This window comes from Siminovitchia thermophila (assembly GCF_016909185.1).
GTDB classification, from domain to species: Bacteria; Bacillota; Bacilli; order Bacillales; family Bacillaceae_C; genus Siminovitchia; species Siminovitchia thermophila.
Genome location: NZ_JAFBFH010000040.1, coordinates 1 through 15,400, shown reverse-complemented (window position 1 = coordinate 15,400; position 15,400 = coordinate 1). Strand labels below are relative to the sequence as shown.

23 protein-coding genes are annotated in these 15,400 nt (G+C 44.0%); all 23 read left to right on the top strand.

All coding sequences use genetic code 11. The annotated features are described in order from the left end of the window. The first annotated feature begins 1 nt into the window (after position 1). The gene (locus JOC94_RS19975) at positions 2 to 853 is read left to right on the top strand and encodes a recombinase RecT (protein ID WP_205180162.1); all 852 of its coding nucleotides are present in this window, start codon (positions 2 to 4) and stop codon (positions 851 to 853) included. A gap of 39 nt (positions 854 to 892) precedes the next feature. After that, positions 893 to 1,183 (top strand): AbrB/MazE/SpoVT family DNA-binding domain-containing protein, encoded by a 291-nt coding sequence (locus tag JOC94_RS19970; protein ID WP_205180161.1) that lies wholly within the window; start codon positions 893 to 895, stop codon positions 1,181 to 1,183. 61 nt (positions 1,184 to 1,244) lie between these two features. Then, entirely contained in the window at positions 1,245 to 1,589 is a 345-nt protein-coding gene (locus JOC94_RS19965) for a hypothetical protein (protein ID WP_205180160.1), read from the top strand. A 186-nt stretch (positions 1,590 to 1,775) separates the two neighbouring features. Further along, positions 1,776 to 2,501, top strand: a complete 726-nt coding sequence (locus tag JOC94_RS19960) for a DnaD domain-containing protein (protein ID WP_205180159.1) — start codon at positions 1,776 to 1,778, stop codon at positions 2,499 to 2,501. Next, entirely contained in the window at positions 2,404 to 3,168 is a 765-nt protein-coding gene (locus JOC94_RS19955; protein ID WP_205180158.1) for an ATP-binding protein, read from the top strand. Before JOC94_RS19960 ends, JOC94_RS19955 begins: the two co-directional genes overlap by 98 nt. Before the next feature lie 18 nt (positions 3,169 to 3,186). Next, positions 3,187 to 3,675: a dUTP diphosphatase gene (locus JOC94_RS19950; RefSeq protein WP_205180154.1), complete on the top strand. Its 489-nt coding sequence runs from the start codon at positions 3,187 to 3,189 to the stop codon at positions 3,673 to 3,675. Between the two features lie 18 nt (positions 3,676 to 3,693). Continuing rightward, positions 3,694 to 3,861: a hypothetical protein gene (locus JOC94_RS19945; protein WP_205180152.1), complete on the top strand. Its 168-nt coding sequence runs from the start codon at positions 3,694 to 3,696 to the stop codon at positions 3,859 to 3,861. Positions 3,862 to 3,902: 41 nt separating this feature from the next. After that, a complete protein-coding gene (gene recU, locus JOC94_RS19940; RefSeq protein WP_205180151.1) occupies positions 3,903 to 4,451 on the top strand; it encodes a Holliday junction resolvase RecU in 549 nt (182 codons plus the stop codon). A gap of 342 nt (positions 4,452 to 4,793) precedes the next feature. Then, positions 4,794 to 4,985: a hypothetical protein gene (locus tag JOC94_RS19935; RefSeq protein ID WP_205180149.1), complete on the top strand. Its 192-nt coding sequence runs from the start codon at positions 4,794 to 4,796 to the stop codon at positions 4,983 to 4,985. 14 nt (positions 4,986 to 4,999) lie between these two features. After that, positions 5,000 to 5,236, top strand: coding sequence for a hypothetical protein (locus JOC94_RS19930; RefSeq protein ID WP_205180147.1), 237 nt, complete (start codon positions 5,000 to 5,002; stop codon positions 5,234 to 5,236). A gap of 34 nt (positions 5,237 to 5,270) precedes the next feature. Continuing rightward, entirely contained in the window at positions 5,271 to 5,732 is a 462-nt protein-coding gene (locus JOC94_RS19925) for a sigma factor-like helix-turn-helix DNA-binding protein (RefSeq protein WP_205180145.1), read from the top strand. An 11-nt stretch (positions 5,733 to 5,743) separates the two neighbouring features. Then, complete coding sequence (locus tag JOC94_RS19920; protein WP_205180143.1) at positions 5,744 to 5,977, top strand: hypothetical protein; 234 nt, start codon at positions 5,744 to 5,746, stop codon at positions 5,975 to 5,977. A 388-nt stretch (positions 5,978 to 6,365) separates the two neighbouring features. After that, positions 6,366 to 7,709, top strand: a complete 1,344-nt coding sequence (locus tag JOC94_RS19915) for a site-specific DNA-methyltransferase (RefSeq protein ID WP_328799816.1) — start codon at positions 6,366 to 6,368, stop codon at positions 7,707 to 7,709. A gap of 28 nt (positions 7,710 to 7,737) precedes the next feature. Then, positions 7,738 to 8,217 carry a helix-turn-helix domain-containing protein gene (locus JOC94_RS19910; protein WP_205180139.1) on the top strand — a complete coding sequence of 160 codons (480 nt, stop codon included), beginning with the start codon at positions 7,738 to 7,740 and terminating at the stop codon, positions 8,215 to 8,217. Beyond that, positions 8,210 to 9,613, top strand: coding sequence for a phage terminase large subunit (gene terL, locus JOC94_RS19905; protein WP_205180137.1), 1,404 nt, complete (start codon positions 8,210 to 8,212; stop codon positions 9,611 to 9,613). The genes JOC94_RS19910 and terL overlap by 8 nt, the downstream gene beginning before the upstream one ends. Then, positions 9,614 to 10,963, top strand: a complete 1,350-nt coding sequence (locus tag JOC94_RS19900) for a phage portal protein (RefSeq protein WP_205180136.1) — start codon at positions 9,614 to 9,616, stop codon at positions 10,961 to 10,963. It abuts the gene before it with no gap. Then, positions 10,950 to 12,416 carry an ADP-ribosyltransferase gene (locus JOC94_RS19895; protein WP_205180129.1) on the top strand — a complete coding sequence of 489 codons (1,467 nt, stop codon included), beginning with the start codon at positions 10,950 to 10,952 and terminating at the stop codon, positions 12,414 to 12,416. The genes JOC94_RS19900 and JOC94_RS19895 overlap by 14 nt, the downstream gene beginning before the upstream one ends. Further along, complete coding sequence (locus JOC94_RS19890) at positions 12,403 to 12,591, top strand: hypothetical protein (RefSeq protein ID WP_205180125.1); 189 nt, start codon at positions 12,403 to 12,405, stop codon at positions 12,589 to 12,591. The genes JOC94_RS19895 and JOC94_RS19890 overlap by 14 nt, the downstream gene beginning before the upstream one ends. A gap of 161 nt (positions 12,592 to 12,752) precedes the next feature. Continuing rightward, complete coding sequence (locus JOC94_RS19885; RefSeq protein ID WP_205180124.1) at positions 12,753 to 13,508, top strand: DUF4355 domain-containing protein; 756 nt, start codon at positions 12,753 to 12,755, stop codon at positions 13,506 to 13,508. A gap of 13 nt (positions 13,509 to 13,521) precedes the next feature. Next, on the top strand, positions 13,522 to 14,520 hold the full coding sequence (locus tag JOC94_RS19880; RefSeq protein WP_205180123.1) for a coat protein: 999 nt from the start codon (positions 13,522 to 13,524) through the stop codon (positions 14,518 to 14,520). Between the two features lie 16 nt (positions 14,521 to 14,536). Next, positions 14,537 to 14,893 (top strand): hypothetical protein, encoded by a 357-nt coding sequence (locus JOC94_RS19875; RefSeq protein ID WP_205180122.1) that lies wholly within the window; start codon positions 14,537 to 14,539, stop codon positions 14,891 to 14,893. 16 nt (positions 14,894 to 14,909) lie between these two features. After that, positions 14,910 to 15,164, top strand: coding sequence for a hypothetical protein (locus tag JOC94_RS19870; RefSeq protein WP_205180121.1), 255 nt, complete (start codon positions 14,910 to 14,912; stop codon positions 15,162 to 15,164). Between the two features lie 13 nt (positions 15,165 to 15,177). Continuing rightward, a partial coding sequence (locus tag JOC94_RS19865; protein ID WP_205180120.1) for a hypothetical protein occupies positions 15,178 to 15,400 on the top strand: 223 nt, incomplete at its 3' end.

Below are 15,400 nucleotides of genomic sequence, written 5' to 3'. Positions count from 1 at the left end.
AATGGCGACAAACGATACCTTAAAAAAACAAATAGCAAACCGAAGCAAACAAACAGCGCCAGCGGGAGAGGGTACGAGCCTTAAGGCTCTACTCAATTCTCCGGCTATAAAGAAACGCTTTGAGGAAGTCCTGGAAAAACGAGCACCACAATTTACGACTTCGATCATCAATCTATATAACTCCGAAAGAATGTTACAAAAATCGGAGCCGATGTCTGTTATTTCTTCAGCGATGGTCGCGGCAAGCCTGGATCTTCCGATCGATAAAAACCTGGGGTATGCCTGGATCGTTCCTTACTACGATAAAAACTCAAAAACTACTAAGGCTCAGTTCCAGCTTGGATATAAGGGATATATTCAACTGGCACTTAGATCTGGCCAGTATCGCAATATTAACGCGATCCCGGTTCATGAAGGTGAATTAAAAAAATGGAATCCGTTAACTGAGGAGATCGAGATTGATTTTGATGCGAAAGAGTCTGATGTGGTCATTGGTTACGCGGCCTACTTTGAATTGCTGAATGGATTCAGAAAAACGGTCTACTGGAAAAAAGAACACGTCGAACAGCACAGGCAGAGGTTCTCAAAGTCTGGATTCGGTTGGGACAACGATTGGGACGCGATGGCACTCAAAACGGTGATTAAGGCATTGCTTTCCAAGTGGGGGATCCTGTCCGTTGAAATGCAAAAAGCTGTCATTGAGGATGAAGAAGAACGTGATCGGATCGATGTTACTCCTGAAGAAGGCGCTGACAACGTAATTGATGGTGCTGAATTTACAGAACCGGTCGAGGATCCGTTTGAGGAAGAAGACGCCGAAAAACAAAAGACAGAGGAAAACCAGGAGGGTTAATCCCTCCCTGGTCCTATAAGCGAGAGGGGATGGATGATAATGAAACCACTAGGTATTGTAAGAAAACTGGATCCATTAGGACGCATCGTTATTCCAAAGGAAATCAGAAAAACTCAAGGGTGGGACGCTGATCAGCCACTTGAAATGTTTATGACTGAAAATGGGCTGTTGATTCGCTCCTATAGTTCTAATCTTCATACGGAAGAAGTCATTCGCAGTTTGTGTGTTTATGAAAATTCTACGGACAATGCAGAGGCCAGAGAAGTGCTCCAGGCGGCGATTAAACTCATACGCGCTGGTTATGTATCTGCTGGTGAAAAAAAGGATTAAACAGGGAGGATGTGCTGGTCCAATTGTTTGTAGGTGAATGAATCGAGGGAGGGGATCCTGTATGCCGGAGAATGATTTCAAAGTTGATGAAGCTGTTGTTTATGTAACTCCTGATGGAGTAGCTGTAGAAGGCAGTCGTGTTCTTGAGGGTTCCTATGAACATGACAAAACGGAGCCAGGTGATGGATCGGCGGCCTTTATTCGTAAATATAAGGAGTGGATTGCGATGAGCGAATCTCAAAAACGTTTGATATACGGCAGGTTCAGAGGGCATTGGAAGTGGGATCTGGCTGTCGATTGGTTTCAAATGTCCAATGATGATTTCTTTAATTTGTACGGTTTTAATTTTGTACCCAAGGGACGACTTTTTGTTGATGCGAAGAATTTTGTGCAATATGTCAGCTAAGAAATGAACCAGGAGGATTCGCTCCTGTTGTCCTGGGAGGCGTTTGATTTGGCGATTTATCGGATTGATAAAAAAGATAATTATGTGGTCCTGGATAAAGGTTTCCTGAACGACAAGACCTTGTCTTGGCAAGCAAAGGGTTTAATGGCTTATATGCTTTCGCTTCCTAACGATTGGCGGTTCCATATGAATGATCTGAAAAACCGCAGCAGAAATGGTCGGGATGCTACCTACACAATCATGAAGGAATTGATTGATGCCGGTTATGTCGTCCGGCAAGAAAACCGGGAAGATGGAAAATTCGGCAACGTAGATTATGTGGTCCATGAAACAAAACGACCACCGCATCCTGAAAATCCGGATACGGTCGAACCGTTTCCTGGAAAACCGGATACGGGAAAACCGGATACGGGAAATCCGTATCCGGAAAACCCGACACTACTAAATAATAACTATACTAAGTATACAAATACTAATAATGATGATGATAAGGGGTCAGCATTCCGTTATTACGAGCAACATGTAAACCCGATGCTGTCACCTATCGATATTGAAGTCCTTAATTACTGGCTGGATCGTTTTCCTGAAAACGTAGTGATCCGGGCCATTGAGAAGGCCCTGGAGCAAAACGTCAGGAAGCTGAAATATATTGAGCGCATTTTAATGCGGTGGGAACAGAACAAGGTGAAAACCCTTGAGGACGTGGAACGCTTAGATCGGCAGTTTGAAATTGAAAAAGAAATGCGATTGAAAGGTGGAGGTGCTCGAAATGGTCAACCAGGAAACCAAAAGATTTACAAGCATAGCCGAGGTAATGGCGGATCTGAAAAAGAAAGCAGAAGAAAAACTAGCGAATTCTACAAACCAGGAAAATGGGCAGACGAGGACATCTCAACCGAAGGACTCATTTGAATGTCCTAAGTGTGAGGATCGGGGGCTGATCTTTACTTCAAATGACAGCGCCAGGATCTGCGAATGCCAAGAACAGCGAAAAATAAAGCGGCTGTTTAAGTCATCTGAAATAACCGAAGAATTCAGGAGGCTCGGTTTTGGGAATTTCATTGTAGATGGAAAGCCAGAACCAGTGGTAAATGCTTTTAAGTCTGCGGTGAAATATTTTAAATCATTCCCTGATATTCGTAAGGATCGAAAGAACAGCATCGCTCTCCTGGGGAATCCTGGCGCTGGAAAAACTCATTTATTGATCGCTGTTGCTAATAATCTATTAAACAATGGAATTTCTGTTCATTATTTCCCTTATCGTGAAGGGTTCGATGAAATTAAAGATAACCTGGACGCGTTGGAAGAAAAGGCTCAGCGGATGAAAGATGTAGACGTGCTGTTGATCGATGATCTGTTCAAACGTGGCGCTACTGACTTTGAAGTTAAAACGATGTACTCCATCGTAAATTACAGATATTTAAACCACAAGCCGATCATGGTGTCGTCCGAGTTCCTGGTGGATGATTTACTGGAGGTAGACGAGGCCCTTGGCTCTCGTATTGTGGAAATGACAAAAGATTACCTGGTGGAAATCGTGGGCGATAGGCGGCAGTTAAACCATCGCCTGGCAAATTAGAAATGGGGGCCTAGTCAATTGAATTTTCCTAAGTTGTTTGAAATGCAATCGTTTCTGGATCAAAATATCCGTTTGACGCAGGGGATCCCGGTTGATAAGGATCTAACCGAGGATAAAAAGGACGCTCTGGACGTTGAGATCTCCGAGCTCCAAAACGAAATAAAGTATTTTAAGTTCTGGAAAAGGCCGGAAACCCGGAAAGTGAACCGGGAGGCGGCCCTGGAGGAGTACGTGGATGGCCTTCATTTCTTCCTAAGCCTGGGGAATGATTACCAGGTTCCACTTGAATGTGGCTACCGGGAGATCCTGGTGAAGGATGATCTCCAGGGGCAATTCCGTATAATCAAGCACTACATTTCGATCATGAATGGTCCTATGCACTGGCATATTGCCTTTGGTCTGTACCTGGGCCTGGCAGAAATGCTTGGGTTCTCTGATGAGGAAATCGAACGAAAGTATTTAGAAAAAAACACAATCAATCATCAAAGGCAAGCTGAAGGCTATTAGGGGAAAGGGGAAGCGTTTATGGAAAATGTGTTTGTTATACAAACAGATGATAAAACCTTTAAAAAAGCTATTTCAGATTTTCTGTCTAAACACTGTCAAAATAATGATGTGAGTGTCGTGGTTTATGAAATGGATCAAGATGGCGCTGATGAAGTTATGAAAATTATAAAAGAAAACAAATGTTAATTTTAATGTTATTTTTAACATTAATTTTGAGGTGAATGTTATTGAAAATTGGCCATGGAAATCGAGGTATGTCATTTGAGAACCTAGTGGAATACACCAATCGCTGTTATCTCTTTAAAGGCATGGCCGATGTACGGAAGGTGGCCACACCTGTGAAGGTTTTACGCATGGTACAAGGCCGGATCCGGGATGGGTTCTATGAAGAAAAATCAACTGTTGATTTTATTGGCACGAGCCAGGGGCGATCTCTGGCCTATGATGCAAAAACAACTAGGGAACGTACCCGGTTCCCTTTAGACAACATCCACCAGCACCAGATGGACTTCCTGAAGTCCTGGCAGGATCAGGGGGCGGTCACCTTCTTTTTAATAGAATTTGCTATTCATCACGAGGTGTACTTTGTTCCCTTTGATCTGGTCCTGGAGTGGTGGCTTAACGCTAAAAGGGGCGGTCGGAAATCAATACCCTACAAGTGGTTTAAAGAGAATTGCTCCCTGGTGAAGTCCAGCCGGGGCATTCCGTTAGATTATCTTAAATGCTTGGAGCGTGAAGCAGATGGCGAACAAAGAAAAGCGCAAAAAGTGGATTAAAAAGCGGATGAAACAACAAGAAAGGGACGCGGAAAAAAGAAGGCTGGATCAGTCCTGGAGGAACATCTTTGTCAAAAGTGGCATTTTGAATCCGAAGGAAACCGAGGGCTGATCAATGCAGGTGGTAGTAATCGACGATAGGGCGGATTGGATGAAAAAAGAGGATGTCTGGTGGGTGTGTTTTTCCAGGTGTCCTCTGTATAAAAAATGCAGCAGTCATTTTGGTTCTAACTGTAAACGATTAGGCGGCGACAAAATTCCAAAAGTGAGGGATAACGATGGATCAAATTAAATACCAGCGTAGTGTCATTCGGTCTGAATATCTAAAAGGGGAAGATTCTGATGATCGTGCAGCTGAAATATTACGATATGGACAAGGAAAAAGGGTACTCCATGTGGGTAAGAAACAAGCGAGAGGTTATCGAAAAGCTGGCAAGAGTAGGAGCATCTCCAGCTGATGTGTTTTACCTGGCCATTAGAAAAAAAGGCGAATCGGACTACAAAGAATATGATCCGGCGATCTTATCAAAGTAAAGGGGAGTTTAGCGGTGGCAAAAAAGAAAAAGAAACGAAAACCACAGCGTCCTGATAAACGCATGACAATGAATCAAGTCTATAAGGCAATGAACCAGATGTGTGAGGAAATTGAGCATGTGGTCCTGGTCACTCTGAATAAAGAGTTTGGCTTTGGTGAAAAACGAAAGGCGCGTTTTATGGAAGCGTTCAGGCGTGAGATGAACATTCATCTTTTGCAACAGGAGAAAAATTGGCATAGACGGGCATGAATGATCTTAAATTATCGAGGGGTGTGGTCATGACATGGTGAAAACGAGTAAAAAAAAACACAAATACGCAGAGCTTGAGTCGTTGCTCCGGCATTATAAAAACTTCAAAACCGGGATTAAAAATTTACAGCAGCAGTTGGATTTTATCATGCCTGGAATCACCACCAGTTATGACATCCAGGAAGGATCTAGGGGCACGTTCGTCATTGATTCCAAAACTGAGCGTTTTGCGATTGATCGGATCGAATCAAAGCGCGCGCTGGACCTTCGTGAAAAAATCAGTATTTATGAGTTGATCGTTTCTTGCATCGATGCGGCCCTGGATGATCTGAACGATAATGAACGGCAGTTTGTGGAGCTCCGTTATTTCAAAGGGAAAACGATTGAGGATCTGGCAGAAATCATGGGATATGCTCCACGCTCTGTCTTTAATTTAAGAAATGAAGTCCTGGAGAGGCTGTCCATTAGCTTAAGTGGAGTTCTCCGGCTTTGGTAGGAGGTATTGGAATGAAAAACGTAGAAAGCAAAGACGCATTGATTGCTAGTTTGGAAGCGAAAGTGGAAGACCTGGAGGCCGACTTGCTGGAAGAGAGACAGGCGTACTACCTCATTGATCGAAAACAGAGGAGCCGGATCACTCACCTGGAGTTAGAAAACGCCTATTTAACCAAGCAGTTGGATCGCCACAGGAACGAAGTAAAAGAGTTGGAAGCCCTCCTGGACAAGATCAAGAATACGTAAACACTCGAATTCATCTTGAGCATTTTTTTGTTTGCACTTTTATTGCAGTTTTGTTGCAGTTTATTTAGTGAAAAACGTGATATTATGGTATTAAGCGGTTATTCCCCTTTCAAACGTATAACTGCCCTAGCGATCTAAGTCCAGCGTCTAATAATGTGCTAGGTGGGGTTGATTACTCCCTACTCCTGTCAACCGTTTCGGTAAATCCGAGGCGGTTTTTTTATTTTCATTCAACATTAATTTTAATATTAATATTAATCATTATTTTCCCATTAACTATCTTCAAAATGTTAACGATTGTATTTTTATTATTGTTTGTAATTACTTTTATGTATTTATTAACGTCATTAATGTTGAAAATATTAATGTGAATGTTGAGGTTATGATTATGGAAATGGTTAAAATGAAAATTAATGATTTAATTCATGCTAATTATAACCCTAGAATTGATCTTCAGCCTGGTGATCCGGATTACGAAAAACTGAAGCGCAGCATTCAAGAATTCGGCTATGTGGATCCGGTGATCTGGAACAAACGGAGCGGCGTGGTCGTCGGTGGCCACCAGAGGCTCAAAGTTTTACAAGACCTGGGCTACTCCGAGATCGATGTGTCTGTTGTGGATCTGTCGGAGGATGAAGAAAAAGCATTAAACATTGCTCTCAATAAAATTGAGGGTGATTGGGATAATTACAAGCTGAAAGATTTACTCGAGGAATTGGATACGGGTGCTTTTGATGTCACCCTGACTGGTTTTGATGAAGAGGAAATCGAGGAGCTCATGACGCAGTATTTCGTCGAGGATGAAAACGAAGTCCAAGAGGATGATTTTGACCCGGAAGAAACGGCGGACCAAATCGAGGAGCCAATTACTCAACTCGGGGATCTCTGGCAGTTGGGGCGGCATCGTTTAATGGTTGGGGATTCTACCAACATTGATGATGTCCTGCGGCTGATGGGTTCGGAGCAAGCCGACATGATCTTTACGGATCCACCGTATAACGTGGATTACGAAGGTGGCAGCGGTTTGAAAATCGAGAATGACAACATGGAAGATTCGGAGTTCTATAAGTTTCTTTATGACGCTTATGTGGCCATGTATACGGTTCTGAAAGAGGGCGGTCCGATCTATGTCTGTCATGCGGATTCGGAAGGACTGAATTTCAGAAAGGCGTTCCAGGATTCTGGATTACTGTTGAAGCAATGCATTATTTGGGTGAAAAATTCCCTGGTCCTGGGGCGGCAGGATTACCAATGGAAGCATGAGCCAATTCTATACGGTTGGAAGCCTGGAGCGGCTCATAAATGGTACGGAGGCCGGAAGGAAACCACTGTGATGGAGGATCCGGTTGATCTGGCCATTACTCCTAAAGGTGATCATACCTTGCTGACGTTTAATAACGGCGTTAGTTCTACGGTTGTGAAGGTTCCAAGCTATGAAATTGTTCACGATGGATCGGACGAGGGGTTCACTACCTGGAGGATTGAAAGGCCAAGCAGAAATGCCGATCATCCGACCATGAAGCCTATTTCTCTTTGTGCGCGGGCTATTAAAAATTCCAGCCAGCCTGGTGAGCGTGTCCTGGATCCGTTTGGCGGTTCTGGTTCCACATTAATGGCCTGTGAGCAAACCGGACGTATCTGCCACACGATGGAGTATGATCCGATCTATGCCGAGGTAATCATTCGTAGATGGGAAGAGTTCACCGGACAAAAGGCGGTTAAATTGGGGTGATTATTGGCTGGAGGTAGGTGCAATGTAATTGAGTAGCCGAAGGGGTAAATATCATCAATGGTTGACAGAAGAAGGATTACTGAAACTTGAAGGATGGGCGAAGGATGGCCTGACTGATGAACAAATTGCCGGGAATATTGGCATAAGCCGTTCAACGCTCAATGAATGGAAAAAGAGATATCCGGACATATCGGACACCTTAAAAAGGGGCAAAGAGGTTGTTGATCGTCAGGTGGAAAATGCCCTTTTAAAAAGAGCCCTTGGTTATGAATACGAGGAAGTAAAAACCTACATCGAGGAAACGGACGGCAAGAAAAAGAAAAGGGTGGAAAAGACCACAAAGCATGTTGCTGGTGATGTAACAGCCCAAATCTTCTGGCTGAAAAATCGAAAGCCTGGCGTCTGGAGGGATAAGAAGGAGACCGAGTTATCCGGCGGTGTTGATCTGAATAATCCTTTCGCTGATCTGACAACGGATGAATTAAAGAAGCTGGTTGAAGATGACTAAACAAGAAAGAATCAAAATGGGTGCAAAAATAGAGCTTGCCAAGCGCGAGTTCTTTTATTTTTGCCATGCATTGGCTCCGGACTTCTATAAACCGGATAGAAAGTTCCTGGTTGATCTATGTGGCAGCATGCAGGACTTTTATTTTGGTGATGATGATGTCCTGGTGGTCAATGTTCCTCCAAGGCATGGGAAGTCAAGGACAGCCGGGCTTTTCGCACAGTGGATCTTTGGAAAGAACAAAAATGAAAAAATCATGACTGGTTCTTATAACGAAACTCTTTCTACTGTTTTCTCCAAACAGGTTAGAAACTCGATCCAGGAAGAAAAGGCCCACGAAGGGACAATTGTTTATTCGGATATCTTTCCTACAACGAGGATCCAGCGTGGGGATGCAGCTATGAATCTCTGGAGCCTGGAGGGTGGTTATAACAACTATCTGGCCACTTCTCCTACTGGAACGGCCACAGGGTTCGGAGCCAGCCTGATCATCGTGGACGACTTGATTAAAAACGACATTGAAGCCTTTAACGCCGACGTCCTGGAGAAGCATTGGTCCTGGTTCGTTAATACAATGCTCTCTCGTTTGGAGACTGGTGGAAAAATCATCATTATCATGACCCGGTGGCATTCGAACGATCTGGCTGGCCGGGCTTTAAGGGAATTGCCTGACCTGGGTTATTCCGTTAAGCACATCAACATGAAGGCTGTCCAGGACGATGGCTCCATGCTTTGTGATGGAATCCTAACCCGGAAGGAATACGAGCAAAAAACAAGCGCCATGAGCCCTGAAGTGGCCAGCGCTAACTATCAGCAGGAACCGATTGATATTAAAGGGCGGCTCTATTCCCGGTTTAAAACGTATGATGATCTTCCTGCAAATACCGTCAAGATTGGCTCATACACCGATACGGCTGATACCGGCTCCGATTACCTGGCGTCTTTCATTTATGCCGAAACAAAGGACAAAGAGGCGTATATCTTGGACGCGATCTATACAAAAGAGCCGATGGAGGTTACTGAACCACTTCTTGCTAAAAAGCTGTATGAACATAAAGTAAACCTGGCCAGGATTGAATCCAATAACGGAGGCCGGGGTTTTGGTCGTAGTGTCCAGCGAATCCTAAAAGAACAATATAGCAGCAATAAAGCGTCTTTTGATTTTTTCTATCAAAACAAGAACAAAGAAGCGCGGATCCTTTCAAATGCTACCTGGGTGATGGACCATATCTATTTCCCTGCCAATTGGCGGCACAGGTGGCCGGAGCTCTATAAGGCATTAACCACCTATCAAAAAGAGGGGAAAAATGCTCACGATGACGCGCCGGATGCGCTGACTGGTGTTGCTGAATCCATCCAAGATCATACAACTGTCAAACTGTTCAAAGGAGGGCTGTAAGTGGATATTTTCGTAATGGATCCAGATGATGATTTAACAAGTGAAAAATTAAAGGAATTTCTGGATCTGCATGCGGGCCGGATCCCTCGTTATCAAAAGTTAATGAAAATGTATAAAGGCGATCATCCTATCCTCCATGAAGATAAAAAGGAGATGGGTAAGCCCGATAACCGTTTAGTGGTCAACTTTGCAAAATATATTGTTGACACGCTGAACGGTTATTTTATTGGTAATCCGGTCAAGACCGTTCATGAGAATAAAAAAGTCGCTGACAAGATGAAGGAAATTGCCAAGCGTAACAGTCAGAACGACAACAACGCCGAGCTCTCGAAGATGTGTTCCATCTACGGCCATGCCTACGAGTTTCTTTATCAGGACGAGGAGGCCAACACGAGGGTAACTTATTTGAAGCCAGAGGAGGCTTTCGTGATCTATGATAACTCGGTGGCCCAGGAGCCCTTGTATGGTGTCCGGGTCCTGGTGGATAAAAATGGCCGAAAGTATGGAACGATTTATTCCAGGAATGATGAACGCGATTTTTCAACCAACGAAAACGCCGAGTTAATTATTGAGGACGTGGGCAAAGAGCACTATTACGGCGATGTTCCCTTGATTGAGTATGTTGAGAATGATGAAAGACAATCGGCATTTGAAAATGTGGAAACGCTGATCAATGCTTACAACAAGGCCCTGTCTGAAAAGGCCAATGACGTTGATTATTTTGCAGATGCTTATCTTTCCATCCTGGGTGTGGAATTGGATGAGGATACTATTAAGCAGATTCGGGATAACCGAGTTATTAATTTAAAATCCGGGGACGCGAGTAAGATCGTCCTGGAGTTCCTGGACAAGCCAAACGCGGACGAAACCCAAGAAAACCTTATTAACCGACTGGAACAACTCATTTTCCAAATTTCCATGGTTGCCAACATTTCTGATGAAAATTTCGGCACTTCTTCCGGGATTGCTCTGAAATATAAACTTCAGCCAATGGAAAATATCACGCTCATGAAAGAGCGGAAATTCAACAACGGTATGATCCGGCGATTCAAAATGATGTTTAATATCCCGACTAACTTCGGTGTGGATCGGGAGGAGTATTTGAACATCGATTATATCTTTACCCGGAATATCCCGAACAACATTGTGGAAGAAGCCGAAACAGCCGAAAAACTGGCCGGGATCGCATCCAAGCGAACGCAGCTGTCTGTCCTTTCTGTTGTTGATAATGTCCAGGATGAATTGGATCAGATCGAAAAAGAAAAAGAAGAAAGTGAAATCAACTCTTTTAACCGGGATATGCGTTCTTCCTTCTCTGGAAATGATGTGATGGAAGATGGCCAAGAATAGGGATTATTGGGCGAAGCGGCAGGAACAATGGTTCAAAAACCAGGACAAGATGGATGAGGCGGTTTCCAAAAGGCTGAAAAAAGAATATCAGCGGACGGCCAAAGGGCTTGAGAAGGAGATTGCCGGTTATTTTCAACGGTATGGAAAAGATAATGTGATTGAATTCAGGGCCATGATGCAGGAGTTGTCGGAATCGGACCGTAATTTGCTGTTTCAGGATATGGATTCCTTTGCCAAAAAGTACCCAGAATATGCCCATCTGATGCCTGTCAGGGAGAGCATTTACAGGCTGAATCGCCTACAGGGGCTACATTACTCCACACAGCTAAAATTGCTTGAGTTGGGGGCTATTGAACAACAAGAGCTTGAAAAACACCTGGAAGCAACATACGGCAAGCGCTACGCCGAAATGATGGCGGAATTGGGGATTGGCCAGCGGTTTCTTTCTATCAATGACGAGGTAATGAGAAGTACCCTTTACGCTCGATGGGTGAACGGTGAGAATTTCTCGGACCGGATCTGGAACAATAAGCAGCGGCTCCTGGAGCAACTTCGGACAAGGTATCGTGATGGAATTGCCAGGGGTGATAATTACGCCAAATTAACCAAAGCCATTTTGGAAAGGTTTGATGTCAGTTACAATGATGCCCGGCGCCTGGTATGGACCGAGGCGTCTTTTGTTTTGAACCAAGCCCATACGCATGCTTACCAAAATGCCGGGGTAGAAAGATACCGACTTTCTGCGATCCTTGACAACAAGACCAGCCCAATTTGCAGGGATATGGATGGGAAGGTGTTTCGCTTTGATGAAATGGAGGTTGGAACCAATTTTCCCCCGTTTCATCCATATTGCCGGACGACCTTCATTGGTGTTTTGGAACCGCGGACCATTGATCCGAAGCGTTTTGAATCTCCAGATGAAGTCAGAGAGTGGCTTGGTAAAGATGATCTGAATTGGATTAAGGGATTATCAGCGGATGAAAATGAAGCTATTCGGGAATATACTGGTACTGCTTATCGAAAAATAAACGGTTATCTTCGTGGTAAACGTCCGGGCAGTGAACGGGTCAAAGAACAAATAAAGCACATAGACGAAGCTATAAGGAAATTTGAGTTAAAAGATGGTATAATGGTGTATAGAAATGTAGGCAGAGACGCACTTCCTTCAAACGTTCCGAGCCTGAAAGACCTGGAAGGAACAATTTATAAAGATGACGGTTATATGAGCACCAGCGTTCTGCGTGAAGGAGCTTTTTCGTCTTATGATGTCATGTTTGAAATAACTGTTCCGGGTGGAAAGGGTCGAGGGGCTTATATCAATGAAATAAGCCTTTTCAAAGATGAAGAATACGAATTTTTAATAAAACGCGGTGCTTCGTTCCGAATAACTGAGGTTGTCGAAGAAGGACGAATGACCGTTATACGAATGGAGATGATTGATGATGTTGAGTAAAGAGGATCAAGAATTTTTGCGTCGCCTTAATGCTGAAACGGATGCTAGGCTGAAAGCGAAAGGCGTTGACCTTGAAAAAGTCAGAAGAGAATACTCTCGCGAAGATAAATTCACGACGAAAAAAGGCGATTTTAAAATAATCGATCCTGAAACCGGGAGGGTTATTTTTGAATAAAAAGCACCGGCTAAATAAAAATTAGTTGGGTGCTTTTTTTATATACTTTTTTTGTTAACACAGCATTTGTTGCTGTGTTTTCTTATGCCCAAAACATGCTTATGGCTCTAAACTGTGCAAGGAAAAACAGTCAAACAAGACTATAAAAAGGAGATTTCACTATGACAATTCTATTAAACTCACTATTACCGTTTTTCAGTCCGTTTGATATCGGCGGTTCCAATAAACATCAAAATTCCCTTTTGAATCTGGATCTGCAATTCTTTGCTAAGGATGGCGAACCTGGCGGCGATGATCCGGGTGATGATCCGGGTGATAAAGGTGGCAGCGGTAATCCTGGCGATGATCCTGGTCAGGGTGATGATCAAGGCGGCGGTGACAAAGGTTCCGATAAAGGTGGAAAAGATGAAAAACTTTTTACCCAGGAGCAAGTCAACAAGCTAATCAAAGACCGGGTGGCGCGTGCTATCAAGGACAAAGAGGAAGCCATTAAAGAGGCTGAAAAACTGGCCAAAATGAACGCCGAACAAAAAAGGGAGTATGAATTGGAAAAACTTCGTCGTGAGAATGAAGAGCTCAAAAAAGCCCAAACTCGCTACGAATTGGGAAGAGAAGCCACAAAAATGCTTGCTGAATCAGGGATTGTTGCAGATGAAGATGTTCTTTCGTTTGTCGTTCGGGATGATGCCGAACAAACACAAGAAGCTGTAAAAATCTTTACTTCTCTCATTGACAAAATCTCGGATAAAAAAATGAAAGAAAAACTAAAAGGGAAACCGCCGAGAAAAGATGCTCAGCCTGACGGCTTCAAGAACCCATTTTCTAAAGAACATTTTAACCTGACCGAACAGGGCCGGTTGCTGAAAACAGACCCAGATCTGTACAAGCAATTGAAAGCCCAAGCAAATTTACAATAAAGGATGATGTGAAATGACTACTCGTTTGCAAGATGTTATTCAACCAGAAGTTTTTACGGATTATGTGATTCAAAGGACTACCGAAAAATCGGCGCTGGTTCAAAGCGGAATTATTGAAAGGAATTCAGAGTTTGATTCCCTGGCCAGCAGTCCGAATACGCTTGTAAACATGCCTTTTTGGAATGATCTTACTGGTGAAGCCGAAGTAATCAAAGACCAAGGGAACCTAACAGCCGGAAAAATCACATCTGGCAAAGACGTAGCGCGAAAACAAGGCCGTGCTCGCATGTGGGGTGCTAATGGCCTTTCTGCTTTGTTGTCTGGTGACGATCCGATGGGCGCTATCGCGGAGTTAGTGTCTAATTATTGGATTCGCGAAGATCAAAAAATGCTCTTAGCTACTTTGGATGGAATCTTTAAAGCTCCTAACATGACAGATAAATTCCTGGATATCACAGGAGAACCTGGTACGGATGCCTTACTTGATGGTGACAGTTTCATCGATGCCGGCCAGCTCATGGGTGATGCGAAGGATTTACTCACCGGGGTAATGATGCACTCTGCTGTTGAAGCCTATCTTGCCAAGCGTCAGCTGATTGAATATGTGCAGGAAGCTGGCCAAAGTGACCGGATTCCGTTTTTCATGAACAAACGCGTGATCGTGGACGATGGCATGCCTTATGATACAGCTTCAAAAGAAGGCGTTATTTATTTATTTGGCAGCGGTGCGATTGCATCCGGTGTCGGTTCACACCCAAACATCATTGCTACGGAAGTAGACCGAAATAAGCAATCTTCCAGCGGTGAGGACTTCCTGATTAACCGTAGAATCCAAATCTTGCACCCACGTGGGGTGAAATGGACGGAGACAGAGGTTGATGCCGAATTCCCAACTAATGCGGAATTGGCCACAGGTGGAAACTGGGAGCGTGTTTATGAGCCAAAGGCTATTCGTGTCGTGAAATTCAAATTTAAGACTGCGGTAACGGAAGACGAAACGGCCGGAGCATAAGAGAGGGTGATCACTAATGGCAGAGGTTTTATCTTCTCCTGATGGAAAATCAATCTCTGATCAAAACCCACTCCCGGTAAAGGTTGTAAGCGGCAGTGGTGATGGAGGTTCGAATATGAGGTTTCTATTCGGTACATCGGATCCTACTTCTAATGATGGCCAGCCTGGAGATGTGTTTTTGAACACAAGCAGCGGTGACATTTTCAGCAATAACAATGGCAATTGGAATAAACAAGGTAATTTAAAAGGCCCACGAGGTAGCCAGGGGGATCCTGGTCCTCAAGGGCCTCCTGGTGCTGACGGGTTTGGTACGGAAGAGCAGTACAACGATATTATTTCGAGGTTAGAAGCATTAGAAAACCCTGAAACGTAAGGGAGGATGAATACGAATGAGAAAGTTCGTTGTTCTTAAAGATTTCAAAGATCTAAAGGATAACGACCACATTTATCGCGCGGGGCATTTTTACCCGCGTGATGGTGTGGATCTGGACGAGGATCGGGCCGAGGAATTGGCCAGTACAAATAATGCTAGGAATGAACAGCTGATCATCGAGGTCCTGGTAAAGGAAGAACCAAAACAAGAGGATTCCCCAGCGGAAAAGAAAGCAAAGAAATCGACAACGAAAACAAAAGCTAAAAAATAAAGCGGTGATATAAATGCTTGACCGTTTAAAAGTCCGGATCCCGGACATTGACGAGACGTTGGCCCAAGAGCTTATCCAAACGGCCACCGACCGGATCCTGTTACGAGTCGGCTTGCGGAAAACGTCCCTCCCTCCTGAATTGGAGTCGATTGGTGTAGAGATCGTCACTGCCATGTATAACCGACACCAAATGAACCACGATGGCGTGGCAGAAGAGCGTGTGGACGTGTTTTCCG

Bases quoted from the DNA above. Each gene is read 5' to 3' on its own strand.
- JOC94_RS19975 (WP_205180162.1), top strand. From the start codon at position 2: ATGGCGACAAACGATACCTTAAAAAAACAAATAGCAAACCGAAGCAAA.
- JOC94_RS19970 (WP_205180161.1), top strand. From the start codon at position 893: ATGAAACCACTAGGTATTGTAAGAAAACTGGATCCATTAGGACGCATC.
- JOC94_RS19965 (WP_205180160.1), top strand. From the start codon at position 1,245: ATGCCGGAGAATGATTTCAAAGTTGATGAAGCTGTTGTTTATGTAACT.
- JOC94_RS19960 (WP_205180159.1), top strand. From the start codon at position 1,776: ATGAATGATCTGAAAAACCGCAGCAGAAATGGTCGGGATGCTACCTAC.
- JOC94_RS19955 (WP_205180158.1), top strand. From the start codon at position 2,404: ATGGCGGATCTGAAAAAGAAAGCAGAAGAAAAACTAGCGAATTCTACA.
- JOC94_RS19945 (WP_205180152.1), top strand. From the start codon at position 3,694: ATGGAAAATGTGTTTGTTATACAAACAGATGATAAAACCTTTAAAAAA.
- JOC94_RS19935 (WP_205180149.1), top strand. From the start codon at position 4,794: ATGATCGTGCAGCTGAAATATTACGATATGGACAAGGAAAAAGGGTAC.
- JOC94_RS19925 (WP_205180145.1), top strand. From the start codon at position 5,271: ATGGTGAAAACGAGTAAAAAAAAACACAAATACGCAGAGCTTGAGTCG.
- JOC94_RS19920 (WP_205180143.1), top strand. From the start codon at position 5,744: ATGAAAAACGTAGAAAGCAAAGACGCATTGATTGCTAGTTTGGAAGCG.
- JOC94_RS19915 (WP_328799816.1), top strand. From the start codon at position 6,366: ATGGAAATGGTTAAAATGAAAATTAATGATTTAATTCATGCTAATTAT.
- terL (WP_205180137.1), top strand. From the start codon at position 8,210: ATGACTAAACAAGAAAGAATCAAAATGGGTGCAAAAATAGAGCTTGCC.
- JOC94_RS19895 (WP_205180129.1), top strand. From the start codon at position 10,950: ATGGCCAAGAATAGGGATTATTGGGCGAAGCGGCAGGAACAATGGTTC.
- JOC94_RS19890 (WP_205180125.1), top strand. From the start codon at position 12,403: ATGATGTTGAGTAAAGAGGATCAAGAATTTTTGCGTCGCCTTAATGCT.
- JOC94_RS19885 (WP_205180124.1), top strand. From the start codon at position 12,753: ATGACAATTCTATTAAACTCACTATTACCGTTTTTCAGTCCGTTTGAT.
- JOC94_RS19880 (WP_205180123.1), top strand. From the start codon at position 13,522: ATGACTACTCGTTTGCAAGATGTTATTCAACCAGAAGTTTTTACGGAT.
- JOC94_RS19875 (WP_205180122.1), top strand. From the start codon at position 14,537: ATGGCAGAGGTTTTATCTTCTCCTGATGGAAAATCAATCTCTGATCAA.
- JOC94_RS19870 (WP_205180121.1), top strand. From the start codon at position 14,910: ATGAGAAAGTTCGTTGTTCTTAAAGATTTCAAAGATCTAAAGGATAAC.